Origin of the sequence: Marinomonas colpomeniae, from assembly GCF_014803385.1 — a bacterium.
In the GTDB taxonomy this organism is placed as follows: Bacteria; Pseudomonadota; Gammaproteobacteria; order Pseudomonadales; family Marinomonadaceae; genus Marinomonas; species Marinomonas colpomeniae.
In genome coordinates this window covers 397824-417957 of the sequence record NZ_JACYFC010000004.1, presented here as the reverse complement: position 1 = coordinate 417957, position 20134 = coordinate 397824, and the positions used below count along the sequence as shown (strand labels likewise).

The window sequence follows — 20134 nt, the reverse complement described above, 5'->3', positions numbered from 1 at the left end:
CAATACAGGGATCGCTTGTCATATAAAAGGTGTTTGCTTAATATCAGCGCACCTACAGATTAAACTTCGTGCAATGTGGATTTTTGCAGACCTACTTTATTTGCAGACCTACTTTAATAAAAGGCTTACACAGTTCAATGGGAAAATCACTCGTTATCGTGGAATCGCCAGCTAAGGCGAAAACCATCAATAAATATCTAGGCAATGACTTTATTGTTAAATCGAGTGTGGGTCACATTCGAGATTTGCCAACAGGGTCAACATCCACTTCTACGCCTCAAGAGCGAGCCAAGCAAGCAGCTCTGACTCGCAAGATGAGCCCAGAAGAAAAACTGATACATAAAAGTGCCAAATCTCGAAAGCAATTGATTTCAAGAATGGGGGTCGATCCAGAAAATAACTGGAATGCTCACTATGAAATCTTGCCGGGCAAAGAAAAGGTTGTTGATGAACTCAAGCGTTTAGCAAAAAATGCTGACACCATCTATCTCGCGACCGATTTGGATAGAGAGGGTGAGGCAATTGCGTGGCATCTACGCGAAGCAATTGGCGGCGATGATAGTCGCTATAAACGTGTAGTTTTTAATGAAATCACCAAAAAAGCGATTCAATCTGCATTTGAGACACCTTCCGAGCTAGATTTAAACCGAGTTAACGCTCAACAAGCACGACGCTTTTTAGATCGTGTTGTAGGCTTCATGGTTTCTCCTTTGCTTTGGGCTAAAGTGGCACGTGGGCTTTCCGCTGGACGTGTGCAATCAGTTGCGGTGCGTTTAATTGTCGAGCGTGAGAAAGAAATTCGTGCTTTTGTTCCTGATGAGTTCTGGGAGCTAGATGCCTTACTTGCGACACCGTCCAAAGAAGTCATTAAGTTTGAAGCAGTAAAATATCAAAACAAAGAATATCGACCTGTCAACAAAGCTGAATCTGATGAGCATCTTGGGCGATTAAAAGATGCTAAGTACCTTGTTAGTAGTCGAGAAGATAAACCAACAAGTAGTAAACCATCTGCACCTTTTATTACATCAACGCTTCAGCAGGCTGCAAGTACTCGTTTAGGTTATGGTGTTAAAAAGACCATGATGCTTGCTCAGCGTTTATATGAAGGTGGTTATATCACCTACATGCGTACTGACTCGACAAATTTAAGTGCTGATGCTGTAGAGGCCTTGAGAGGTTATATCTCAACGAACTTTGGTGACGCTTATTTGCCAGCTGAAGCGATACGATATAGCAGTAAAGAGGGTGCTCAAGAGGCCCATGAAGCAATTCGACCTTCCGACGTGAATATTAGTGTTGATGACTTGCTTGGAATGGAAAAAGATTCCCACCGTTTGTATGACTTGATTCGTAGTCAGTTTATGGCTTGTCAGATGACGCCTGCACAATACACTTCTACAACAATTACAGTAAGTAGTGGTGAGTATGAGTTTAAAGCCAAAGGGCGGATTTTACGTTTTGATGGTTATACTCGTGCAATGCAAACAGTCGTTAAGAAAGGTGAAGATAATATTTTACCTGATATCGGCAAGGATGAATTTTTAACCTTGAATGAGTTGATATCAGAACAGCATTTTACTAAGCCTGTTGCGCGATTTGGTGAAGCAAGTTTGGTTAAAGAGCTTGAGAAGCGTGGTATAGGCCGTCCTTCTACTTATGCTTCGATTATTTCTACCATTCAAGATCGTGGTTACGTTCGTGTTGAAAATCGCCGTTTTTATGCTGAAAAAATGGGTGATATCGTTACAGAGCGTTTGGTCGATAGTTTTGGTACTTTGATGAACTTCAGTTTTACCGCTCAAATGGAAGAGCAGCTGGATGACATTGCTGAAGGTCATAAAGATTGGATAAAAACGCTTAATGCATTTTATAAAGATTTTAGTGGTGTGTTGGCAAAAGCGGAGTCGCCTGAGGGTGGCATGATGCTTAATGAGCCAACGCCAACGGACATTGAATGCCCAACTTGTTCACGACCTATGCAGATTCGTACGGCCAGTACTGGTGTGTTTATGTCTTGTTCTGGTTACGCTCTACCACCAAAAGAACGCTGTAAAGCAACGATTAACCTTGTTCGAGGTGATGATGCTGTCGCTGTGGATGATGATGAGGGCGAATCTAAAGCTTTAATTAATAAGCGACGTTGTTCAATCTGTAGTTCTGCAATGGATAGCTACTTAATGGATGAGCATCGTAAATTGCATGTTTGTGGTAATAATCCTTCTTGTTCTGGTTATGAGGTAGAGCAAGGAACCTTTAAAATTAAAGGCTATGACGGACCTGTTCTTGAGTGTGATAAATGCACTGCAGAGATGCAGTTGAAAACAGGGCGTTTTGGCAAGTATTTTGGTTGTACTAATGAAGAGTGTAAAAATACACGTAAACTGCTGAAAAGTGGCGAAGCTGCGCCACCAAAAATGGACCCTGTTCCAATGCCAGATCTTGCTTGTTTAAAAGTCGAAGATCACTATGTTTTACGCGATGGTGCGACAGGTTTGTTCTTAGCAGCTAGCCAGTTCCCTCGAAAACGAGAAACACGTGCACCGCTTGTGAAAGAATTGCTTCCGTATATGGATCAAATAGATCCTAAGTATCACTTTTTTGCCAAGGCTCCCGTTAAAGATTCTGAAGGTCGTCCTGCCGTTATTCGTTATAGCCGCAAAACGAAAGAGCAGTACGTTATGACGGAAGAAGAAGGTAAACCGACTGGCTGGAAGGCTTACTTTGTAGGCTCTAAGTGGGTTATCGAGGAAAGTAAGAAAAAATGAGTGGCGTGAGTTTAGCGAGTCTAACAAACCAAAAAATAGATACGGCAAGGCGTTTTATTAAGCAAAGTCAGGATAGTGAAGAGAAGTGGTTGAGTATAGGCCTAGAAAGTTCTGCGATTTTTCAATTAAGAAGTGCCCTTAATGGCTTGTTGAAAGAGGTTTCTACGGCTTATTCGTTATCCGGTTCTTTAGATGTTGTTACACTTATTGCTGAAGTTAAAGCGAAACAGATTGTCGTTCCCGTTTTGAATGAGCTATCGGAGCTGTGGTCTCGTGTGGATTCTTGGTACTATCAGTTGGATCAGGCTTATTTGGTACAGTTAGAGTGTCGTGCTGCGTTATCTGTTGTTGAGCAAGGCAACTTGATTGGTCGCGGTAGTGATGCAGGAGCTTCAGCTGGTTTTTATTTGGCCAAGTTGGTTGAATTGGTTTTGCGTTTTAGAGAAGAGTCATCAGAGTATTGAATATGAAAGAGTCCTACCTAGAAATTGTTGAGCTGGATAACGGTGATATTGTGCTGAGACCAGCCAGCGAAGATGGAGAGGAAACCGTACCATTAGCCATTTTACAGATTCCCGATGATACTCGGTCTTATTTAAAGGATCGTTATTTTGAATTAGCCAAATGTATGTTCCATGCTGGAATTGATTATGTTTATTCTGAGGAGTTTTTTTTTGATGAAGATTCTGAGTATTTAGAAGGAGAAGAGTTTCGTCCTAAGCTGTTGCATTAATTTAATCAAGTTACAAATAGAAAGGTGAAGCAAATGCTTCGCCTTTTTATTTGTAAGAGATCTATGTATTTACATAAATGCATTGATCTCTTTGGTGGGCGGCCTTAGATGCCCTGACGTATGACGCCAACAGACAGGCCTTCAATAGCAAATTCTTCGCTTTCTAGGTCAACAATAATGTCGTTAAACTCTTCGTTTTCAGGCATGAGTCGAACAATACTGCCTTTTTGTTCAAATCGCTTTACAGTGACTTCGTCACCAATTCTAGCGACAACAATTTGGCCGTTTTGAACGGTAGTTGTTTTATGAACGGCTAAAAGGTCGCCTTCCATAATTCCAATGTTTTTCATGCTCGTTCCAGAAACGGAGAGAAAGTAGTCTGCTTTTGGAGAAAACATACTGTTAGGTATGTTAACGTGCGAGGCAATGTTTTCTTGGGCGAGAACAGGATAGCCAGCAGCGACTTTTCCTATTATAGGTATTCCAAGATCTTCTGGTTCATCATTTGAGGCTTGTTCTATTAAGCGGATGCCTCGGGAAGCCCCCGATAACATTTCAATAGCGCCTTTTCTGCTTAAGGCTTTTAAATGTTCCTCAGCAGCATTAGGGGATTTAAACCCAAGTCTACGAGCAATTTCTGCTCTAGTGGGTGGAAAACCAGTTTCACTAATAAATTCGCGAATGGTTTCTAGTACGTCAGATTGTCTTTGAGTCAATTTAATCATAAGGATTATCTGGTTGTTTATACAGTAACTGTTATTATATACAGTATTCTTAACTAATCTCAATAATATAAATGCTTTCAGACGAATTAAAAAAACAAATACAGCTCGCATACCGTTCCTCTTTAGAGGCGAAGTCCCATAAACCAAGGGCCGGTCAACGAGAAATGATAGGTGCCATCGCAAGAACTTTGGGCAATATAAAACAAGGTAGCGAAGGCGAACGACTTGATGAAAAGCATGTCGCGGTTATCGAGGCCGGCACTGGTACGGGTAAGACCTTGTCTTATTGTTTGGCTGCTATCCCTATTGCAAAGGCTCGTGGTCTTAAATTAATCATTTCTACGGCAACTGTTGCTCTTCAAGAGCAAATTTTACACAAAGAGTTGCCAGACTTGCTTGAGCACACAGAGTTGAGCTTTAAATATACCCTTGCTAAGGGGCGAGGGCGCTATTTGTGCCTGAATAACCTTGAGGGCTTTTTGGATACAGAGGAGCAAGTGGTTGATGATATGTTTGCCGGTCTGTTTGAGCAGCATCTACATTCTGATGATGTGAATACTGTTTTGTATCAAGAAATGGATACCGCTTTAAGTAAAGGGGAGTGGGATGGTGATAAGGATAATTGGGCGGGGATTGTTCGAGATCAGGATTGGCGGCGTCTAACTACTGATCATCAGCAATGTACAAATCGAAATTGCGCTAACTATTCTGCTTGCCCATTTTTTAAAGCTAGAGCTGAAATAGAAGTGGCTGATGTGATAGTCGCCAATCATGATTTGGTGTTGGCGGATTTGTCCTTAGGCGGCGGTGCAATTCTTACTGCACCAAAAGAAACTATTTATATTTTCGATGAGGGACATCATCTTCCTGATAAGGCAATAGGGCACTTCCGTCATGAAGTACGCTTACAGCAAAGTATTACTTGGCTTCGTCAGTTGGAAAAGAATCTGGTTAATTTGAAGCAAGAGTTAACCGACGATGTTAGCTTGACAGGCCAATTGTTGATGAAGATTCCACAACAAATACAAAGTATTGTGAACTTTATTCAATACACGCAACAAGGTTTAGCGCCCTACATCAGCCAGCTTGGCTTAGATCAAGAAAATAATCAGCATCGGTTTGAATTTGGTTTGATCCCAGATGAGTTGCGCCAGCTAGCTTACAGTTTGCAAACTTCTTATCAAAAATTGTTTAACAATATTGAAAGCATTCAAGATGAATGCAAGAAAACCAAACAAAATGAAGGTATGGGTGTGACCCCCGAAACGGCAGAAACATGGCAGCCAATATTGGGAGTGATTCTTGGTAGGCTTGAGCAGTGTGTTAGTTTGTGGCGTTTGTATTCAACTGTAGACGACCAAAATTACCCGCCTAATGCGCGTTGGTTAGTGTTATCTGGGCAAGGAATGGAGCAAGATATTGAATTAGGTGGTTCGCCTATACTTGCGGCGAATACATTAAGGCAACAATTGTGGGATAAATGCTTTGGCGCTGTTGTAACGTCAGCAACATTAACGGCGTTAAGTCAGTTTCATCGTTTTAATATGCGTTCTGGTGTGCCTCGTGAAAGTGAATACCTTCGTGTGGTGAGTCCATTTGATTTTCAGAAAAATGGCTTGTTGGTTGTTCCAGATATGGAGCATGAGCCAAATCGAGTAGAGCAGCATACGACAGAAATCATTTCCTACCTTAATGACCATGTAGATAAAGGAAAGGGTAGTTTGGCCTTGTTTTCATCTCGTCGTCAGATGGAAGAGGTCGCTCAGTCTTTGTCCTCTGGATTGAAAGAAATATTATTAATACAAGGTGAGCAATCTAAGCGAGTTATCTTAGATTCTCATAAATCACGGATTGATGACGGTAAAGGTAGTTTGTTATTTGGCTTAGCTAGCTTTGCGGAAGGTGTGGATTTACCAGGAGACTATTTGACATGTGTTTACATTGCTAAAATTCCTTTTGCAGTACCTGATGACCCTGTTGAAGCTACGTTGGCGGAGTGGATTCAAAAACGTGGCGGTAATCCGTTTATGGAAATCACCATACCTGATGCTTCTTTGCGTTTGGTTCAGGCCACAGGGCGCCTATTAAGAAATGAAAAAGATTCTGGTGAAATACATATATTAGATAAACGATTGCGGACAAAGCGCTACGGATCTCAATTGATTAAAAGTTTGCCGCCGTATCGATATGAATAAGCCATTGCACAAAGCGTAAGCAAAGGGTGATAAATATCAGTCAATTAGGTACACTCCTTGCAAAGATAACTAACCTAAAAACATTATAGAAGCGTATAGATTCCAATATGGAAAACCAAACTCAAGAAGTAACATCAGAAGTGGCAGAAAAACCAAAGAACGCCCGACGCCCAAAGTCACCAAAAAATAATGGTGAAGAAAATACAAACATTAAAATGTCTAACGACGTAGCGCCAGCAAAAAGTAACGGTGGGGTTTGGTCAATAGATGATTTTAAAGTAGCTGAAGTTGAAGGTAAATTACGTTTTCATGATCTAAATATTCCTGATCGTATTTTGAAATCTATTTCTGAAATGGGCTTTGAGTATTGCAGTGAAATTCAAGCTGAGTCTTTACCTATGACATTGCAAGGCTATGACATTATTGGTCAGGCTCAAACAGGAACAGGTAAAACGGCAGCTTTCTTGATCGCTATGATCAGTGATTTTCTTGATTATCCTTTGGAAGAAAAAAGAGCCAACAACTTTGCACGAGGTTTAATTATTGCTCCAACGCGTGAATTAGCACTTCAGATTGCCGAAGACGCAGTGAAGTTAACGTCTAATTGTGCGTTGAATGTGGTTGCCTTGGTTGGTGGCTTAAGCTACGAACAGCAAAAGGCCGCTGTTGCGACAGAAAATGTAGATATATTAGTCGCAACACCTGGTCGTCTACTCGATTTTGCTCGTAGCCGACGAGTTCAATTAGGTAAAGTGGAATGTCTTGTGTTGGACGAAGCTGATCGCATGTTATCAATGGGATTTATTCCTGATGTAAAAAGTATTATTCGTATGACGCCTCACAAAGAGAGTCGTCAAACAATGCTATTTAGTGCAACATTTCCGAAAGATGTCCAAGTTCTGGCTAGGCAGTGGACCTACTTCCCTAAAGAGGTGTCGGTTGTACCAAAAGAAGCAACAAACCAAAATATAGATCAAGTTATTTACACGGTCGAAGCCGATCAGAAATGGCCTGTTTTGAAACAGCTTATTGAAGAAAATGGCGGTCAGCGTACTATTATTTTCGCGAACCGACGTGATGAAACTCGAGATCTTTATGAGCGTTTACGTAAAGCCAATATCAATTGCGCAATTTTATCAGGTGAAGTTGCTCAAGATAAACGTGTTAAAACGTTGAAAGGCTTCAAAGACGGTACTATTCAAGTGCTTGTTGCAACGGATGTCGCAGGGCGCGGAATCCATGTTGATAATGTCGCATTGGTTGTAAACTACGCATTACCAGAAGATCCTGAAGATTATGTGCATCGCATTGGCCGTACAGGTCGTGGTGGCGAAATGGGTAAGTCGGTTAGTTTCGCCAGTGAAGATGATGCTTTTATGATTCCAGAAATAGAGAAAGTGGTTGGTGAGTCTATTCGCTGTGAATATATGGTTGATACCTCTCAATAAACATCGCTTACTTTTAGTGAGGTAAGATGAATTTAGAACATCATTTTGCAAGTTTGGGTGATGCGTTTTCTTCAAAAACGCGCATCCAACCACTTCTTGAGCAGCGATTGGTTGAATTCAATCAATCGCTCGCTACTTTTTTATCTATCGATATTAAATCTACTCAAATAAAAAAAATCTTAAATGGCAGTGAGCCGGTGCTTCAGAGCGTCAGTATGGTTTACGCTGGTCATCAGTTTGGTGGTTTTTCTCCACAGCTTGGTGATGGGCGTGGTGTCTTATTAGGTGAGGTGCGTGGCCAAGATGGCCTTTTATATGATTTGCATATGAAAGGGGCTGGCCCTACGCCTTATTCACGTCGCGGCGATGGTCGTGCTGTATTGCGTTCTTGTATCCGTGAGTATCTAGCAAGCGAAGCGATGGCGGCTTTAGCTATTCCTACCTCTCGTTCGTTGGGCCTTTACGATAGTTGTGAAGCAGTTTATCGAGAACAGCCAGAACCTGGCGCTATGTTATTACGAGTTGCTGAAGGTCATATCCGCTTTGGTCATTTTGAATTTTTTTTCTATCAAGGGAAAAATTCAGAGCTTGATGAGCTAGTAGAGTACTGTCTCACTCATTATTATCCAAACTGCAAAAAAACAGATTCACCGTTAGAAAGTATGCTTACTGAAGTGGTTAAACGTACTGCTAGAATGATTGCAAAATGGCAAGCTGCTGGATTCCAGCATGGCGTGATGAATACGGATAATTTTTCCTTTACTGGAGAGACTATTGATTATGGCCCCTATGGTTTTATGGAAGATTATCAACCAGACTGGGTTTGTAATCATTCGGATCATGAAGCTCGTTATGCTTTTTCTCGTCAACCAGGAGTTGGTCTATGGAATTTAAATTGTTTGATGCGATGTTTTTCCAAGCATTTAGAAAAGGATCAATTGGTTGCGATTCTTCAGTGCTATGAACCTGAGCTACAATCGTATTATGATGATTTGATGCTTCAGAAAATAGGTTTGAAGAATGTGAAAGACTTGCATGAGTTACTGCCAGTTTTGTTTACTATTTTGAAAGCGGAAAGAATGGACTACAGCATCTTTTTTCGTTTGCTGAGTCAGTTAAAGTTCAATGAGTTTACTTCGTTGGTGGATGAGGTGATAGATCGGGATAGACTGACTGAGTGGCTTGAACGTTATCAATCGACTCGTCTTAATGATGGCCTTGTTTGGGCAGATGTTAGTAAGTTAATGATGCGAGTAAATCCTAAATATATATTAAGAAATTATTTGGCACATGATGTCATGATTGCTGCTGAAAAAGGAGACTACCTACCTTTTAGACGCTTATTAAATGTATTAAACAGTCCTTTTGACGAACACCCAGAATCTGAACTATTGGCGCAGAGGGCGCCTGAATGGGGTAGGTCTTTAGAGGTTAGTTGTTCGTCTTGATGGGTCTAGAGTGATATTTTAAAGAGAAAATGACTATGAAGCATTCGGTATGTGTATTAGGTGGCGGGAGCTTTGGTACCGTCTTGGCAAACATTATGGCGAAGAATGGACATCAAGTCAGTCAGTGGATGCGAAATGAAGATCAAGTAGAAGAAATTAACTTAACGGGTTTAAATAGTCGTTATTTACCTAATGCTCCTTTGCATTGCGAATTGCTTGCTACTAGTAACTTGGAGCAGGCCATACGGGATAGTGATACTATTTTTGTATCTATTCCGTCCAAATCGTTTGAACAGGTCGTTCAGCGTATTGAGCCATTATTAACGGCTGATAAAATACTCATTAGTACAACAAAAGGTTTTAATCCTAATCGGTTTGAACTTATGAGCGATATAATGCGTCGAAACCCTACTACGCAAAAAATAGGTGTATTGAGCGGCCCTAACTTAGCTAAAGAAATCGCAGCAGGTCACATGACGGGCTCTGTTATTGCAAGTTCTGATGAAGAGGTTAGGCATCAGGTTATTGAGTTGTTAAAATCTCCAACATTTCGATTGTATGAAAGTAAAGATTGTACCGGTGTTGAGTTGGCTGGAGCATTAAAAAATATTTATGCCATCGTATGTGGCCTGGCAAAAGCAATGGATGTTGGTGAGAATACAATGTCGATGATTATGACTCGAAGTCTGGCTGAAATGAGTCGGTTTGCAGTGAGTTTTGGTGCCAACCCTATGACATTTTTAGGGCTTGCTGGTATGGGGGACTTAATTGCAACTTGTACTTCACCTCTGAGTCGTAATTATCGTGTAGGTTATGCGATTGGTTCTGGTCAGAGTTTAGGGGGCGCTGTTTTGGCAATCGGTGAGGTTGCCGAAGGCGTTAATACTTTAAAGATGGTTGTAGATGAAGCGCACAAGCATGATTTATACATGCCGCTAGCTGAAGGTTTATCTAAGTTGTTGTTTGAAAATGCAAAACTAGAATCATTGATTGGTTCAATGATGACGGGTGAGCAAAAATGGGATGTCGAATTTGCGACAAATAAGGGAGAAAAATATGTCTAAGCCGGGTTATGCTGATCAAGGTTTTTGGTTTCGTTTGATTTTTATGTTGGTGTATTGGGTTGTCCTCAATGTCGCTGTGACTGTATTTGGTATTTTGGTTGTTGTGGTTAGTTTGATAAAACTGGGCTCAAAACAAAACCCCCTTACATTGGTTGGGTGGCTTAAAAGTGTGACCGTTTTTATTCAGCAAGTCTTTATGTTTTTATCTTTTGAGGAAGATGAAAAACCTTTTCCTTTTCAGCCTTGGCCACAAGTCGAACTAGAGGTGAAAGAAAAGGCGGATGATGCAGCCTAAGCGTATTTACATATTGCGCCATGGAAATGCTGAGCCGTATAGCGCGACGCTAGATGAGCAGAGACAGCTCACTGAATTAGGTGTAGCTGAAGTTGAGTCTACTGCTCGTGCTTTCAGTGAGAGGTGTGAATCTTTTGATGCTGTTTTTGTGAGTCCATATATTCGAGCGCAGCAAACATCAAAAGTTTTCTTAGCGGCGTTTGATTCAACGAAAAATGTTGTTACAAGCTCCTTGATTACACCTTATGGAAACGTAATGGATGTGGCTGCTTGGCTAGTAGCTCAACCTTATCAATCTATATTGCTCATAACTCATCAGCCTTTTGCTTATCAATTGGTTGAGTATTTGGCTGATGAGGTATTACCTACAAGTGTTTCTATGTCGACAGCAACACTTGTCTCGCTTGAAGGCGAACTTTTAGCGAGCGCTTGTTGTCAATTTCGTTGGTGCATTTCACCTTTAGAATTAAAATGATTTAATTCATTTCTGGATAATACATACGATGGGAAATGAAATAGTTTACAAGCTTGCGCATACTGAAATCGCGGCAATGCAATGGTTGCCAAAGAACACATCCGATTTAAAAATTTTGTCTTTGCATGGTTGGCTAGATAATGCCGCTAGCTTTTCTAATTTGTCGCCTCATTTCTCTCATTTCTCTCATGTCGCCTTAGATCTTGCTGGGCATGGTTTTTCTCAGCATCGATCTGAAGGTAGTTTTTATCATCTCTGGGATTACGTTTTAGATGTTGTTTCAATTTTAAACCAATCTAAGCAAAGTGTTTGGTTAGTTGGTCATAGTATGGGAGGGGCTGTGGCGATGTTGGTCGCAGCTATAGCTCCTGATAAGGTTCGGGGTTTGATTATTCTGGATAATATGGAGCCACTAAGTGGTTCAGTGGAAAACAGAGTGACTACAATGCAACGAGCTGTGAATAAAATGGCAAAGTATCGTAAAAATAGAAATACGAGCTATCAATCTAAAGACTCGATGATTCTTGCCCGAATGGATGGCTTTACAAAGCTCTCAAAACAAGCATCTGCTTTTCTTGTTGAGCGAGGAGCCAGGCAGAATGATGATGGCATTTGGTTGTGGCGTCATGATAATAGGTTAACTTTTCCTTCTCCTTTTCGAATGGATGAAGAAAGCATTGAAGCTTTTATTCGTGACATTAAGTGCCCAACGCTCGCTTTAATTGCTAATGATGGGATTTATAAAGAAAATCCTTTGTTGGTTGAGAAGCGAGCCGCTCAATTTTCATGGATAAAATTGAAATGGTTAGAAGGAGGGCATCATTTTCACCTTGAACCCGATACTTGCTTTTCTGTCGCGACCGAAATTCAGCAATTTATAGATCAAAATTAAAAAAAACGACCCTTATTTATTTGGGTCAAAGGACAATTATATGATGAAAACTCGTGAGCTTTTGTGTTTTTTGGTTCTGTTTAGTGGCGCCTCTTTTGCTAATGTCTTGAGTGTTGAGCCCTATCGAGAAGCGCAGCTAGTAAAAAGTCAATCGCAAGCTGGGGTATCAGTTGAGGTTCCTCTTAGTAAAATACGTCGTGCCGGTAGCGGTTGGGAGCCAGAGGCGGTGATTCGATTAGAAGGGGATGTTTTTTCTTCTCTTTATAAAATTAATCGCAATGCAATTTTATCAGATGTGTATTCTCATTATCGCTCGCAGATGCTGAAAAGCGGGCAAAGTATTCTGTTTGAATGCGACAGTCGGAGTTGTGGTAGTAGTAATGCGTGGGCAAATAACTTTTTTGATAATTCTCTTTTATATGGGGCAGATCAAAATCAATTTTTACTGGTTGTTAAAAACCAACAAGATATTTACCAGATTCTATATTTGAATCGCCGTGGCGCTGGTGATGTGATGGTTCGATTGGATGAGGCCAAATCTGTTGAGGCACAAGATACGGAATTTCAAATTGTTGCGCAGATGGATATTCAAGATATTCCGAGAATTCGCCGCTTTGTACGAGATTTACCAGAAGGGCAAGATGTTGTTGGTTTTGTTACAAGTAATAAATCAGGCGCGTTAACCGCGATTGAACATGGTGACAAGCTTATCTTAACCGCTGTAGCTGGTTTGGGTGATCTGCTAAAAAATAAAGTGCGTTTTATTAATTTGGCGGATCTTGGGCGTGCATCGCTTGGGGTAAATCAGATCTCTTTTGTTTATGTTCGTCGTTAGGTGCTCACTGGTATGAAAAAAACGGTCGCTCTTGTATTGGGTAGTGGTGCTGCTCGCGGCAATGCACATATTGGTGTTATTCAAGCTGTAGAAGAAAGAGGCTATGAGATTGTTAGTATTTCAGGTTGCTCCATTGGTGCTGTTATTGGTGGGGTTTTTGCTGCTGGGAAATTATCTGAATATCGTGCATGGGCAGAATCATTAGACCGAGTTGATGTTTTCCGTTTGTTAGATGTGTCCTTTATGAATGGAGGGTATATTAAAGGTGATCGTTTTTTTGAAAAAATTCAGGAGATTATCGGAACCCCTGATATTGATTCTTTGCCAATTGATTATACGTCGGTTGCCGTTGATCTTTTGAATCAAAAAGAGTTTTGGTTTCAGCGTGGTGATTTGATCAGTGCTATGCGTGCATCTTCAGCTATACCTTCAATTGTTTCCCCAGTCGAGCTTAATGGGCATATCTATGTTGATGGCGGGGTATTGAACCCTTTACCTATCATTCCGTCTGTTTCTGCGGGAGCTGATTATATTATTGCAGTTGATCTTAATGGGCCAACAATAATGCTACCTGAAAGGATAGTTGATGAAGCAGAGTTAGATAAAACTGAAGGTCAGCCGGCTTGGTGGTTAAGCGCAAAAAGCATTTTAGGAATCGGTCAGGATGATTCTGAGGAAAAGGCGCAGTATTCACCGGAGAGTTGGGGGCGTTTACAGACGGTTAACATGATGTTTGAGACTATGCAGGAATCTTTGACTCAATATAAGTTGGCTGGTTACCCACCCGATTTATTAATATCAATTCCAAAGGATATTTCAGGTTTTTATGAGTTCTGGCGAGCAAAAGAGTTAATCGATTTTGGATATGAAGTGACACTGAAGGCGATAGATGATTTAGAGTCACCTTCAGTAAGTTATCACTCTTTCCCCAAGGGTTATTGATTAGTCTAGCGGATTAATTCCTTGCTCTCTTAGGAGCTGACATAGGGATATAAGTGGCAGCCCAATAAGGCTATTCGGATCATCTCCCTCCATTTTTTTAAATAGGCTTATACCCAGGCCTTCACATTTGAAGCTACCTGCACAGTCAAGAGGTTGTTCTATGGTGACATAGTTATTGATCTCTTGATGTGTTAGTTCCCTAAAATAGACGTGGTATTTGCTTAATGTGTAGCTGTAGGATTGATCTTCTTGATTGAAAACACATAGGCCTGTTAAAAAGCTCACTTTTTTACCACTAAAATTGATCAGTTGGCTTACTGCTTTATCGTGTGTGTGTGGTTTTCCTAAAATAGAGTTTTCTAGAACGGCTACTTGATCTGAACTAATGATTAAAGCATTGCTTAACATGTTCTTATCTTGTCGCTCATTGTGTACTGCAAATGCTTTAGCTATGGTTAAACGTTTTACTAAATCTATCGCTGACTCTTGAGAAAAAGGGCTTTCGTCAATGTTTGGGCTATGGCATTCAAATGTTATGTTCAGGCGCGTTAATAGGCTTTTTCGGTAGGGTGAGGATGACCCCAAAATGATATTTTTTTGCATGCTAATTTTATCGTTTTGTTAGAATTAAAGAATATTTTACTTTTTTTTACGTCTAAAGCTTCTAAAGAGTGAAAAAAATCACTTTAACACCACTTAGACTTTGACAATTAGGGCGCTTGGCAATAGTATTTGCCGCCATGTTGAATGATACGTTACCTAAATATTTTGACCCTCGCAAATACGCCAGCCATGAGTCGGCGCTTGAAGGGTACATGCCCCTTAATAAATTTAAGGAGCTTTGTGCTATATTAGCCTCTGATGAAGGTAATGTTTTTATTCATCTAGACTTTAGAGTTGATGAGGATAGGCGCTACATTGCTACTGGATCATTAACCGCTCAAGTACAAGTTGTTTGTCAGCGTTGTATGGGAGCTGTTTCTCATGATTTGGCGTTAGATTTATCCTTGGCCTTTGTTTATGATGAAGACCACGCGAAAAATATACCGGATAATTACGATTCTGTTGTCATGATCGACGGTGACGTAATTCTAGTGGATATGGTAGAGCAAGAAATCATACTTGCCTTACCAATTGTCGCTTATCACGAAGAAAGTGGTTGCAACCCAACAGCTGTAAAGTATGCATCGTCTACCGATGACGCACCGGATGACGAAAAACCGAATCCATTTAGTATATTGGCCCAATTAAAGGCCAAGTAAAGTTAGGAGCTCCAAAAATGGCAGTACAAAAAAGTAAAGTTACTCGTTCACGTCGCGGCCAGCGTCGTTCACACGATGCTTTGACTAGCGCAACTCTATCTGTAGAAAAGACTACTGGTGAACTTCACCGTCGTCACCACATTTCTGCTGATGGCTTTTATCGTGGTCGTCAAGTTATCACCCCTAAAGGTGAGTAACTAAGGTACCCATGATTAGGGTAGCTTTAGACGCTATGGGCGGGGACTTAGGTCCCCGCATTGCATTTGATGGCGCGGTAGATATTCTCTCCCGCCATCAAAATGTAGTCATCACTATTTATTATTCCCCGTGTTCTGGTTTAAATCTCCCTACACCTAATGAACGTTTATCTCTGGTAGTTTGCTCTGATGTGATTGATGGAGATGAAGAGATAGTTTTATCTTTATTTCGGCGTCGTAATAGCACCCTTTATCGCTCATTAGATGCCTTGGCACAATGCTCTTCGGATGTTGTTGTAACTGTAGGTAATACTGGAGCAATGGTGGCCCTTGCCCGCCATATATTGGGTTTATTGCGACCTAAACTATACCCCGCATTAATTAGGGAGCTTTACTCTAATCCATTACGTTGTCTAGTTGATTTAGGAGCTAATGTACATTGCCCGCCATCTATGTTGGTTGGTTTTGCAGAATTGGGTGCTGCGTATATTGAGGCTTTGAGTGATGAGACTCCAAAGGTTGGTTTGCTTAATGTAGGTGTTGAAAGTACTAAAGGAAGTGCTGTTATTAAAGAAGTTGATGGTGTTTTATCAAACCAATCTTGGCCGATGTATCTTGGTTATGCTGAGGGTACAGAGTTATTTGAGGGTGAAAAAAACGTCATTGTTTGTGATGGTATGGTTGGAAATGCAGTGTTAAAAGCTTCAGAAGGTTTGTTGTCTTTTATGATGAAGCGGTTTGGAAATGTGGATGGCGCATCGTCTTTGTTTGAGACTTTTTACCAAACTGAACGCCGGCATGGCGCTTGTTTAGTCGGGGTACGTGGCAATTTGGTAAAAGGTCATGGTTGTTCTGATTTGACGGCAATGATTGGTGCTATTGAATATGGAATTGATATTGCGCGAGCAGACTTGTACTCTGCTATGAAAGCGCGGCTTTGTAATGAGATTTTATAGTTAGGAGATTGAATGAGCACTAAATTAGCTTTTGTTTTTCCTGGGCAGGGTTCTCAGCAGTTGGGAATGTTGGCCGATTTGGCAGAAAAACACGATATAATAGAGAAGACCTTTGCAGAAGCATCAGATGTTCTTGGTTATGATTTATGGGATCTGGTTCAAAATGATACAGAGAAATTAAATCAAACAGATAAAACCCAACCCGCTCTTTTGACTGCAAGTGTTGCTTTGTGGCGTCTTTGGGAGCAACAGGGTGGCGACAAACCTGCTTATGTTGCGGGACATAGTTTAGGTGAGTATTCTGCATTGGTTTGTGCTGGTGTTGTGGCTTTCTCTGATGCTGTCTCATTGGTTAAGTTACGCGGCGAATATATGTTGCAAGCCGTCCCGGCAGGTGAAGGTGCGATGGCGGCTATTATCGGTTTGGATGACGACAAGGTTGTTGCGGCGTGTGAAGCGGCAACCGGTATTGTAAGTGCTGTGAACTTTAACTCACCAGGCCAGGTTGTTATTGCCGGTCATGTGGCAGCGGTTGAGAACGCAATGGCGAATGCTAAAGAGGCTGGTGCGAAACGCGCATTACCTCTTCCTGTTAGTGTGCCATCTCATTGTGAACTGATGATTCCTGCTGGAAAAAAATTGGCGGAAAAATTAGAATCCATTGAATTTAACACACCATCTTGTGTTCTTGTTCAGAATGTAACTGCTCAAGCGGTATCTGATCCCTCTATCATTAAGGCAAATTTAGTTACTCAATTGAGCGAGCCTGTATTGTGGACTCAATCTGTTGTATTGCTTTCTGAGCTAGGTGTTGTGAAAACACTTGAATGTGGTCCTGGTAAAGTATTGAGTGGCCTAAATAAACGAATTATTAAGGGACTTGCTTCATCATCTCTGGGTGATTTGGCTGGTTTTGAAGCGGCGCTGTCTGAATAGTGTTGTTTTATATTTATTGAAGTAGATCGATAGTTGGAGATATGTATGAGCCTTGAAGGAAAAATTGCTTTAGTTACTGGAGCGACTCGTGGTATCGGTAAAGCAATTGCAACTGCACTTATTGAGCAAGGTGCTACCGTTATTGGAACCGCAACGAGTGAGTCTGGTGCGCAAAGTATTAGCAAATATTTGGGTGACAGCGGTAAAGGCTGGGTTTTAGATGTATCATCTAGCGAATCTGTTGATTCTGTTGTTAAAGAAATTACAGCGGAGTTTGGTGCGCCAACTATTTTGATTAATAATGCGGGCATTACTCGTGATAATCTAATGATGCGGATGAAGGAAGATGAGTGGGAACAGGTTATTAATACTAACCTCACTTCTGTGTTTCGTGTTACAAAAGCTTGCTTACGTGGTATGACTAAAGCAAAATTTGGTCGTATTATTAGTATTAGTTCTGTTGTTGGCTCTATGGGTAATGGCGGACAAACGAATTATTCTGCAGCAAAAGCTGGGTTAGAAGGTTTTAGTCGTTCTTTGGCAGCAGAGATTGGATCTCGTGGCATTACAGTTAACTGTGTTGCTCCAGGGTTCATTGAAACGGACATGACTAAGGAGCTTCCTGAAGAGCACAAGGCTAAATTAGTCGAAAAAGTGCCTTCAGCTCGCCTTGGTCAACCAGAAGAAATTGCGGCAGCAGTCGCATTTTTGGCGTCGCAAGGCGCTGCTTACATCACTGGAGAGACATTACATGTCAATGGCGGTATGTATATGTCGTAATTTGAGTTGAATTTTATATTTAATTCAACGAAAATACGTTTCCGGTTTAGTGTAAGAATCACGCCTTTTAGGTTATCGAATATTATAATATGCTCACACTGAGCTATTAACGAGTAGAGTAGGAATTTCTAATGAGCAGCATCGAAGAACGCGTTAAAAAAATTGTATGTGAACAACTAGGTGTTAAAGAAGAAGATGTTATCAATTCTGCATCTTTTGTTGATGACCTAGGTGCAGATTCCCTAGATACAGTAGAGTTAGTAATGGCTCTTGAAGAGGAATTTGATACTGAAATTCCTGATGAAGAAGCTGAAAAAATCACTACCGTACAAGCAGCGAACGACTACATCAACGCTAACTTGTAAGATTTTGGTTTACTGAGTTTCCCGAAAAGCCGCTTGTATTCTTTATGAGCGGCTTTTCTTATTAATAGCTCGTCAAAAATTAAAGGGCGAATTGCTGGAGGAATCTTATGTCTCGTCGTCGGGTTGTAGTCACAGGAATGGGAATGGTGACACCCCTTGGCAATAATGTGAAAGATACGTGGGATAATATACTGGAAGGAAAGAGTGGTGTTTCGGATATCACTTGTTTCGATGCTAGCCAGTTTTCCACTCGTTTTGCGGCACAGGTTAATGGTTTTGATGCGACTCAGTATATGAGCGTAAAAGAAGCCCGCAAAATGGATCTTTTCATTCAATATGGCATTGCTGCTTCCGTTCAAGCATTAGAAGATGCCAATCTTAATGCTGACACAACGGATTTGTGCCGCGTAGGGTGTGCAATAGGTTCAGGTATTGGTGGTTTACCAATGATTGAAAAAAACCTAGAGCTCTTGAATGAATCAGGCCCGAAGCGTATTTCTCCTTTTTTTGTTCCAGGCGCGATTATTAATATGATTTCTGGTCATGTTGCAATTCGTTTTGGCTTTAAAGGTCCTAACATCTCAATTGTAACAGCTTGTACTACTGGTACTCATAATATTGGTATGGCTGGTCGTATGATCGCTTATGGCGATGCTGATGTTATGGTTGCTGGCGGTGCGGAAATGGCTATTACTCCTTTGGGTATTGGTGGCTTTGGTGCTGCAAGAGCATTATCTACTCGTAATGATGACCCAAAGACAGCAAGTCGTCCTTGGGATAAAGACCGTGATGGTTTTGTTATGGGTGATGGTGCTGGTATTTTGGTTTTAGAAGAGTATGAGCATGCCATTGCTCGTGGCGCTAAAATATATGCCGAACTTGCTGGTTTTGGTATGAGTGATGATGCACATCATATGACAGCTCCACCAGTAACAGGTGAAGGTGCTGCTTCTGCAATGCGCGCTGCGTTGAAGGATGCTAATCTTAAACCTGCAGATATTGATTATATTAATGCTCATGGTACGTCTACACCGGCCGGTGATTTAGCCGAAACTCAAGCAGTAAAAACACTGATGGCTGATGATGCTTCTGATGTGGCAATGAGTTCTACTAAATCTATGATAGGGCACTTATTGGGTGCTTCTGGAGCGGTTGAGTCTATTTTCTCAATTTTAGCGATTCGAGATCAGGTCGCACCGCCCACAATCAACCTCGAAGAATTGAGCGAAGGTTGTGATTTAAACTATGTTCCTGGTACACCGCAAAAACGTAAAATTGATGTTGTGTTGAATAACTCGTTTGGTTTTGGTGGTACTAATGGGACTTTGGTCTTTAAGAAAATTACTTGAAAAATAAATGGGCGAGCTTAAATAAGCCTCGCCCATTTATGCTTTTAATGTACTTGGGTTGGTGAACCACGTAACGAATTGATCTCATCTGAGATGTTGTAACTTTTACTCTGACTGTCTAGTTGATATAAACGATCTTCCAGCTGTTGGTAGAGTTCAATTTCTTCGTCGCCTAAAAAGTGCAGGCATTCTCCGCCTGTAAACCACAATAGTTCCCTTTTAATTAGTGGGACTAGGTTTGCATAGCAACGAATGAAGCGTGATAATATTTCTTGTGAATTAAATGTGTAGTCATGAGTGTTTTCCTGAATGTCATTTATCAGGTTGTCCCATTTTTTCAAGAAGTCTAATTCTTCTTCAGCTAAATCTGGCTGATTAAAAGGATCGTGCTCTGCGATACGTTGGCGTAAATCAGCGAAAGCGTCAAATATGTATTGTGTGCGTGATTCCACGTAAAACCCTATTCAAATAA

At 41.0% G+C, this 20134-nt stretch carries 22 protein-coding genes; 19 read left to right on the top strand and 3 right to left on the bottom strand.

Features of this window, described 5'->3' with window-relative positions:
- Nucleotides 1-137: 137 nt before the first annotated feature.
- From topA to IF202_RS14050, 3 genes are read left to right on the top strand one after another with little or no spacing between them, the layout of a single operon-like run.
- Entirely contained in the window at nt 138-2765 is a 2628-nt protein-coding gene (gene topA, locus IF202_RS14060) for a type I DNA topoisomerase (protein ID WP_191595535.1), read from the top strand.
- Nucleotides 2762-3229 carry a DUF6586 family protein gene (locus IF202_RS14055; protein ID WP_191595534.1) on the top strand — a complete coding sequence of 156 codons (468 nt, stop codon included), beginning with the start codon at nt 2762-2764 and terminating at the stop codon, nt 3227-3229. Before topA ends, IF202_RS14055 begins: the two co-directional genes overlap by 4 nt.
- A 2-nt stretch (nt 3230-3231) precedes the next feature.
- Nucleotides 3232-3498 (top strand): hypothetical protein, encoded by a 267-nt coding sequence (locus IF202_RS14050; protein WP_191595533.1) that lies wholly within the window; start codon nt 3232-3234, stop codon nt 3496-3498.
- A gap of 104 nt (nt 3499-3602) precedes the next feature.
- Here the strand turns inward: IF202_RS14050 and lexA are convergent, their stop codons facing one another.
- A complete protein-coding gene (lexA, locus tag IF202_RS14045) occupies nt 3603-4223 on the bottom strand; it encodes a transcriptional repressor LexA (protein WP_191595532.1) in 621 nt (206 codons plus the stop codon).
- A 71-nt stretch (nt 4224-4294) separates the two neighbouring features.
- On the opposite strand from lexA, the gene dinG reads away from it, so the two are divergent.
- From dinG to IF202_RS14000, 9 genes are all read left to right on the top strand, one after another.
- Nucleotides 4295-6418 (top strand): ATP-dependent DNA helicase DinG, encoded by a 2124-nt coding sequence (gene dinG, locus IF202_RS14040; protein ID WP_191595531.1) that lies wholly within the window; start codon nt 4295-4297, stop codon nt 6416-6418.
- Nucleotides 6419-6525: 107 nt separating this feature from the next.
- Nucleotides 6526-7866 (top strand): DEAD/DEAH box helicase, encoded by a 1341-nt coding sequence (locus IF202_RS14035; protein ID WP_191595530.1) that lies wholly within the window; start codon nt 6526-6528, stop codon nt 7864-7866.
- Nucleotides 7867-7892: 26 nt separating this feature from the next.
- Nucleotides 7893-9314: a protein adenylyltransferase SelO gene (locus IF202_RS14030; RefSeq protein ID WP_191595529.1), complete on the top strand. Its 1422-nt coding sequence runs from the start codon at nt 7893-7895 to the stop codon at nt 9312-9314.
- A 35-nt stretch (nt 9315-9349) separates the two neighbouring features.
- Nucleotides 9350-10378: an NAD(P)H-dependent glycerol-3-phosphate dehydrogenase gene (locus IF202_RS14025; protein WP_191595528.1), complete on the top strand. Its 1029-nt coding sequence runs from the start codon at nt 9350-9352 to the stop codon at nt 10376-10378.
- Nucleotides 10371-10673: a DUF4389 domain-containing protein gene (locus IF202_RS14020; RefSeq protein WP_191595527.1), complete on the top strand. Its 303-nt coding sequence runs from the start codon at nt 10371-10373 to the stop codon at nt 10671-10673. The genes IF202_RS14025 and IF202_RS14020 overlap by 8 nt, the downstream gene beginning before the upstream one ends.
- The gene (sixA, locus tag IF202_RS14015; protein ID WP_191595526.1) at nt 10660-11148 is read left to right on the top strand and encodes a phosphohistidine phosphatase SixA; all 489 of its coding nucleotides are present in this window, start codon (nt 10660-10662) and stop codon (nt 11146-11148) included. Before IF202_RS14020 ends, sixA begins: the two co-directional genes overlap by 14 nt.
- Nucleotides 11149-11176: 28 nt before the next feature.
- Entirely contained in the window at nt 11177-12040 is an 864-nt protein-coding gene (locus tag IF202_RS14010) for an alpha/beta fold hydrolase (protein WP_191595525.1), read from the top strand.
- Nucleotides 12041-12080: 40 nt separating this feature from the next.
- The gene (locus tag IF202_RS14005; protein WP_191595524.1) at nt 12081-12875 is read left to right on the top strand and encodes a DUF4892 domain-containing protein; all 795 of its coding nucleotides are present in this window, start codon (nt 12081-12083) and stop codon (nt 12873-12875) included.
- 12 nt (nt 12876-12887) lie between these two features.
- Entirely contained in the window at nt 12888-13817 is a 930-nt protein-coding gene (locus tag IF202_RS14000) for a patatin-like phospholipase family protein (protein WP_191595523.1), read from the top strand.
- On the opposite strand, the gene IF202_RS13995 is transcribed toward IF202_RS14000, so the two are convergent.
- Nucleotides 13818-14420: a Maf family protein gene (locus IF202_RS13995; RefSeq protein ID WP_191595522.1), complete on the bottom strand. Its 603-nt coding sequence runs from the start codon at nt 14418-14420 to the stop codon at nt 13818-13820.
- 116 nt (nt 14421-14536) lie between these two features.
- Here IF202_RS13995 and IF202_RS13990 point away from each other — a divergent pair, with 116 nt between their 5' ends.
- The 7 genes from IF202_RS13990 (at nt 14537) to fabF (ending at nt 19662) form a co-directional block, all read left to right on the top strand.
- Nucleotides 14537-15079: a YceD family protein gene (locus IF202_RS13990; RefSeq protein WP_235963526.1), complete on the top strand. Its 543-nt coding sequence runs from the start codon at nt 14537-14539 to the stop codon at nt 15077-15079.
- Nucleotides 15080-15096: 17 nt separating this feature from the next.
- Nucleotides 15097-15276, top strand: a complete 180-nt coding sequence (rpmF, locus tag IF202_RS13985; RefSeq protein ID WP_024025546.1) for a 50S ribosomal protein L32 — start codon at nt 15097-15099, stop codon at nt 15274-15276.
- An 11-nt stretch (nt 15277-15287) separates the two neighbouring features.
- A complete protein-coding gene (locus tag IF202_RS13980) occupies nt 15288-16232 on the top strand; it encodes a fatty acid synthesis protein (RefSeq protein WP_191595521.1) in 945 nt (314 codons plus the stop codon).
- A 12-nt stretch (nt 16233-16244) separates the two neighbouring features.
- Nucleotides 16245-17168 (top strand): ACP S-malonyltransferase, encoded by a 924-nt coding sequence (gene fabD, locus IF202_RS13975; protein ID WP_191595520.1) that lies wholly within the window; start codon nt 16245-16247, stop codon nt 17166-17168.
- Between the two features lie 45 nt (nt 17169-17213).
- Nucleotides 17214-17948, top strand: a complete 735-nt coding sequence (gene fabG / locus IF202_RS13970) for a 3-oxoacyl-ACP reductase FabG (RefSeq protein ID WP_191595519.1) — start codon at nt 17214-17216, stop codon at nt 17946-17948.
- A gap of 131 nt (nt 17949-18079) precedes the next feature.
- Nucleotides 18080-18313 carry an acyl carrier protein gene (gene acpP / locus IF202_RS13965; RefSeq protein WP_191595518.1) on the top strand — a complete coding sequence of 78 codons (234 nt, stop codon included), beginning with the start codon at nt 18080-18082 and terminating at the stop codon, nt 18311-18313.
- Between the two features lie 107 nt (nt 18314-18420).
- Nucleotides 18421-19662: a beta-ketoacyl-ACP synthase II gene (fabF, locus tag IF202_RS13960; RefSeq protein WP_191595517.1), complete on the top strand. Its 1242-nt coding sequence runs from the start codon at nt 18421-18423 to the stop codon at nt 19660-19662.
- Nucleotides 19663-19706: 44 nt separating this feature from the next.
- Here the strand turns inward: fabF and IF202_RS13955 are convergent, their stop codons facing one another.
- Complete coding sequence (locus IF202_RS13955; RefSeq protein ID WP_191595516.1) at nt 19707-20114, bottom strand: PA2817 family protein; 408 nt, start codon at nt 20112-20114, stop codon at nt 19707-19709.
- Nucleotides 20115-20134: the final 20 nt, after the last annotated feature.

What these genes read in the sequence shown, in the direction of transcription:
- IF202_RS14030 (WP_191595529.1), top strand. Translation starts at nt 7,893, where the DNA reads ATGAATTTAGAACATCATTTTGCAAGTTTGGGTGATGCGTTTTCTTCA.
- IF202_RS14035 (WP_191595530.1), top strand. Translation starts at nt 6,526, where the DNA reads ATGGAAAACCAAACTCAAGAAGTAACATCAGAAGTGGCAGAAAAACCA.
- fabF (WP_191595517.1), top strand. Translation starts at nt 18,421, where the DNA reads ATGTCTCGTCGTCGGGTTGTAGTCACAGGAATGGGAATGGTGACACCC.
- fabG (WP_191595519.1), top strand. Translation starts at nt 17,214, where the DNA reads ATGAGCCTTGAAGGAAAAATTGCTTTAGTTACTGGAGCGACTCGTGGT.
- IF202_RS14050 (WP_191595533.1), top strand. Translation starts at nt 3,232, where the DNA reads ATGAAAGAGTCCTACCTAGAAATTGTTGAGCTGGATAACGGTGATATT.
- IF202_RS14025 (WP_191595528.1), top strand. Translation starts at nt 9,350, where the DNA reads ATGAAGCATTCGGTATGTGTATTAGGTGGCGGGAGCTTTGGTACCGTC.
- IF202_RS14000 (WP_191595523.1), top strand. Translation starts at nt 12,888, where the DNA reads ATGAAAAAAACGGTCGCTCTTGTATTGGGTAGTGGTGCTGCTCGCGGC.
- acpP (WP_191595518.1), top strand. Translation starts at nt 18,080, where the DNA reads ATGAGCAGCATCGAAGAACGCGTTAAAAAAATTGTATGTGAACAACTA.
- IF202_RS14020 (WP_191595527.1), top strand. Translation starts at nt 10,371, where the DNA reads ATGTCTAAGCCGGGTTATGCTGATCAAGGTTTTTGGTTTCGTTTGATT.
- IF202_RS14005 (WP_191595524.1), top strand. Translation starts at nt 12,081, where the DNA reads ATGATGAAAACTCGTGAGCTTTTGTGTTTTTTGGTTCTGTTTAGTGGC.
- lexA (WP_191595532.1), bottom strand. Translation starts at nt 4,223, where the DNA reads ATGATTAAATTGACTCAAAGACAATCTGACGTACTAGAAACCATTCGC.
- IF202_RS14010 (WP_191595525.1), top strand. Translation starts at nt 11,177, where the DNA reads ATGGGAAATGAAATAGTTTACAAGCTTGCGCATACTGAAATCGCGGCA.
- IF202_RS14055 (WP_191595534.1), top strand. Translation starts at nt 2,762, where the DNA reads ATGAGTGGCGTGAGTTTAGCGAGTCTAACAAACCAAAAAATAGATACG.
- rpmF (WP_024025546.1), top strand. Translation starts at nt 15,097, where the DNA reads ATGGCAGTACAAAAAAGTAAAGTTACTCGTTCACGTCGCGGCCAGCGT.
- IF202_RS13980 (WP_191595521.1), top strand. Translation starts at nt 15,288, where the DNA reads ATGATTAGGGTAGCTTTAGACGCTATGGGCGGGGACTTAGGTCCCCGC.
- sixA (WP_191595526.1), top strand. Translation starts at nt 10,660, where the DNA reads ATGATGCAGCCTAAGCGTATTTACATATTGCGCCATGGAAATGCTGAG.
- topA (WP_191595535.1), top strand. Translation starts at nt 138, where the DNA reads ATGGGAAAATCACTCGTTATCGTGGAATCGCCAGCTAAGGCGAAAACC.
- dinG (WP_191595531.1), top strand. Translation starts at nt 4,295, where the DNA reads ATGCTTTCAGACGAATTAAAAAAACAAATACAGCTCGCATACCGTTCC.
- IF202_RS13995 (WP_191595522.1), bottom strand. Translation starts at nt 14,420, where the DNA reads ATGCAAAAAAATATCATTTTGGGGTCATCCTCACCCTACCGAAAAAGC.
- fabD (WP_191595520.1), top strand. Translation starts at nt 16,245, where the DNA reads ATGAGCACTAAATTAGCTTTTGTTTTTCCTGGGCAGGGTTCTCAGCAG.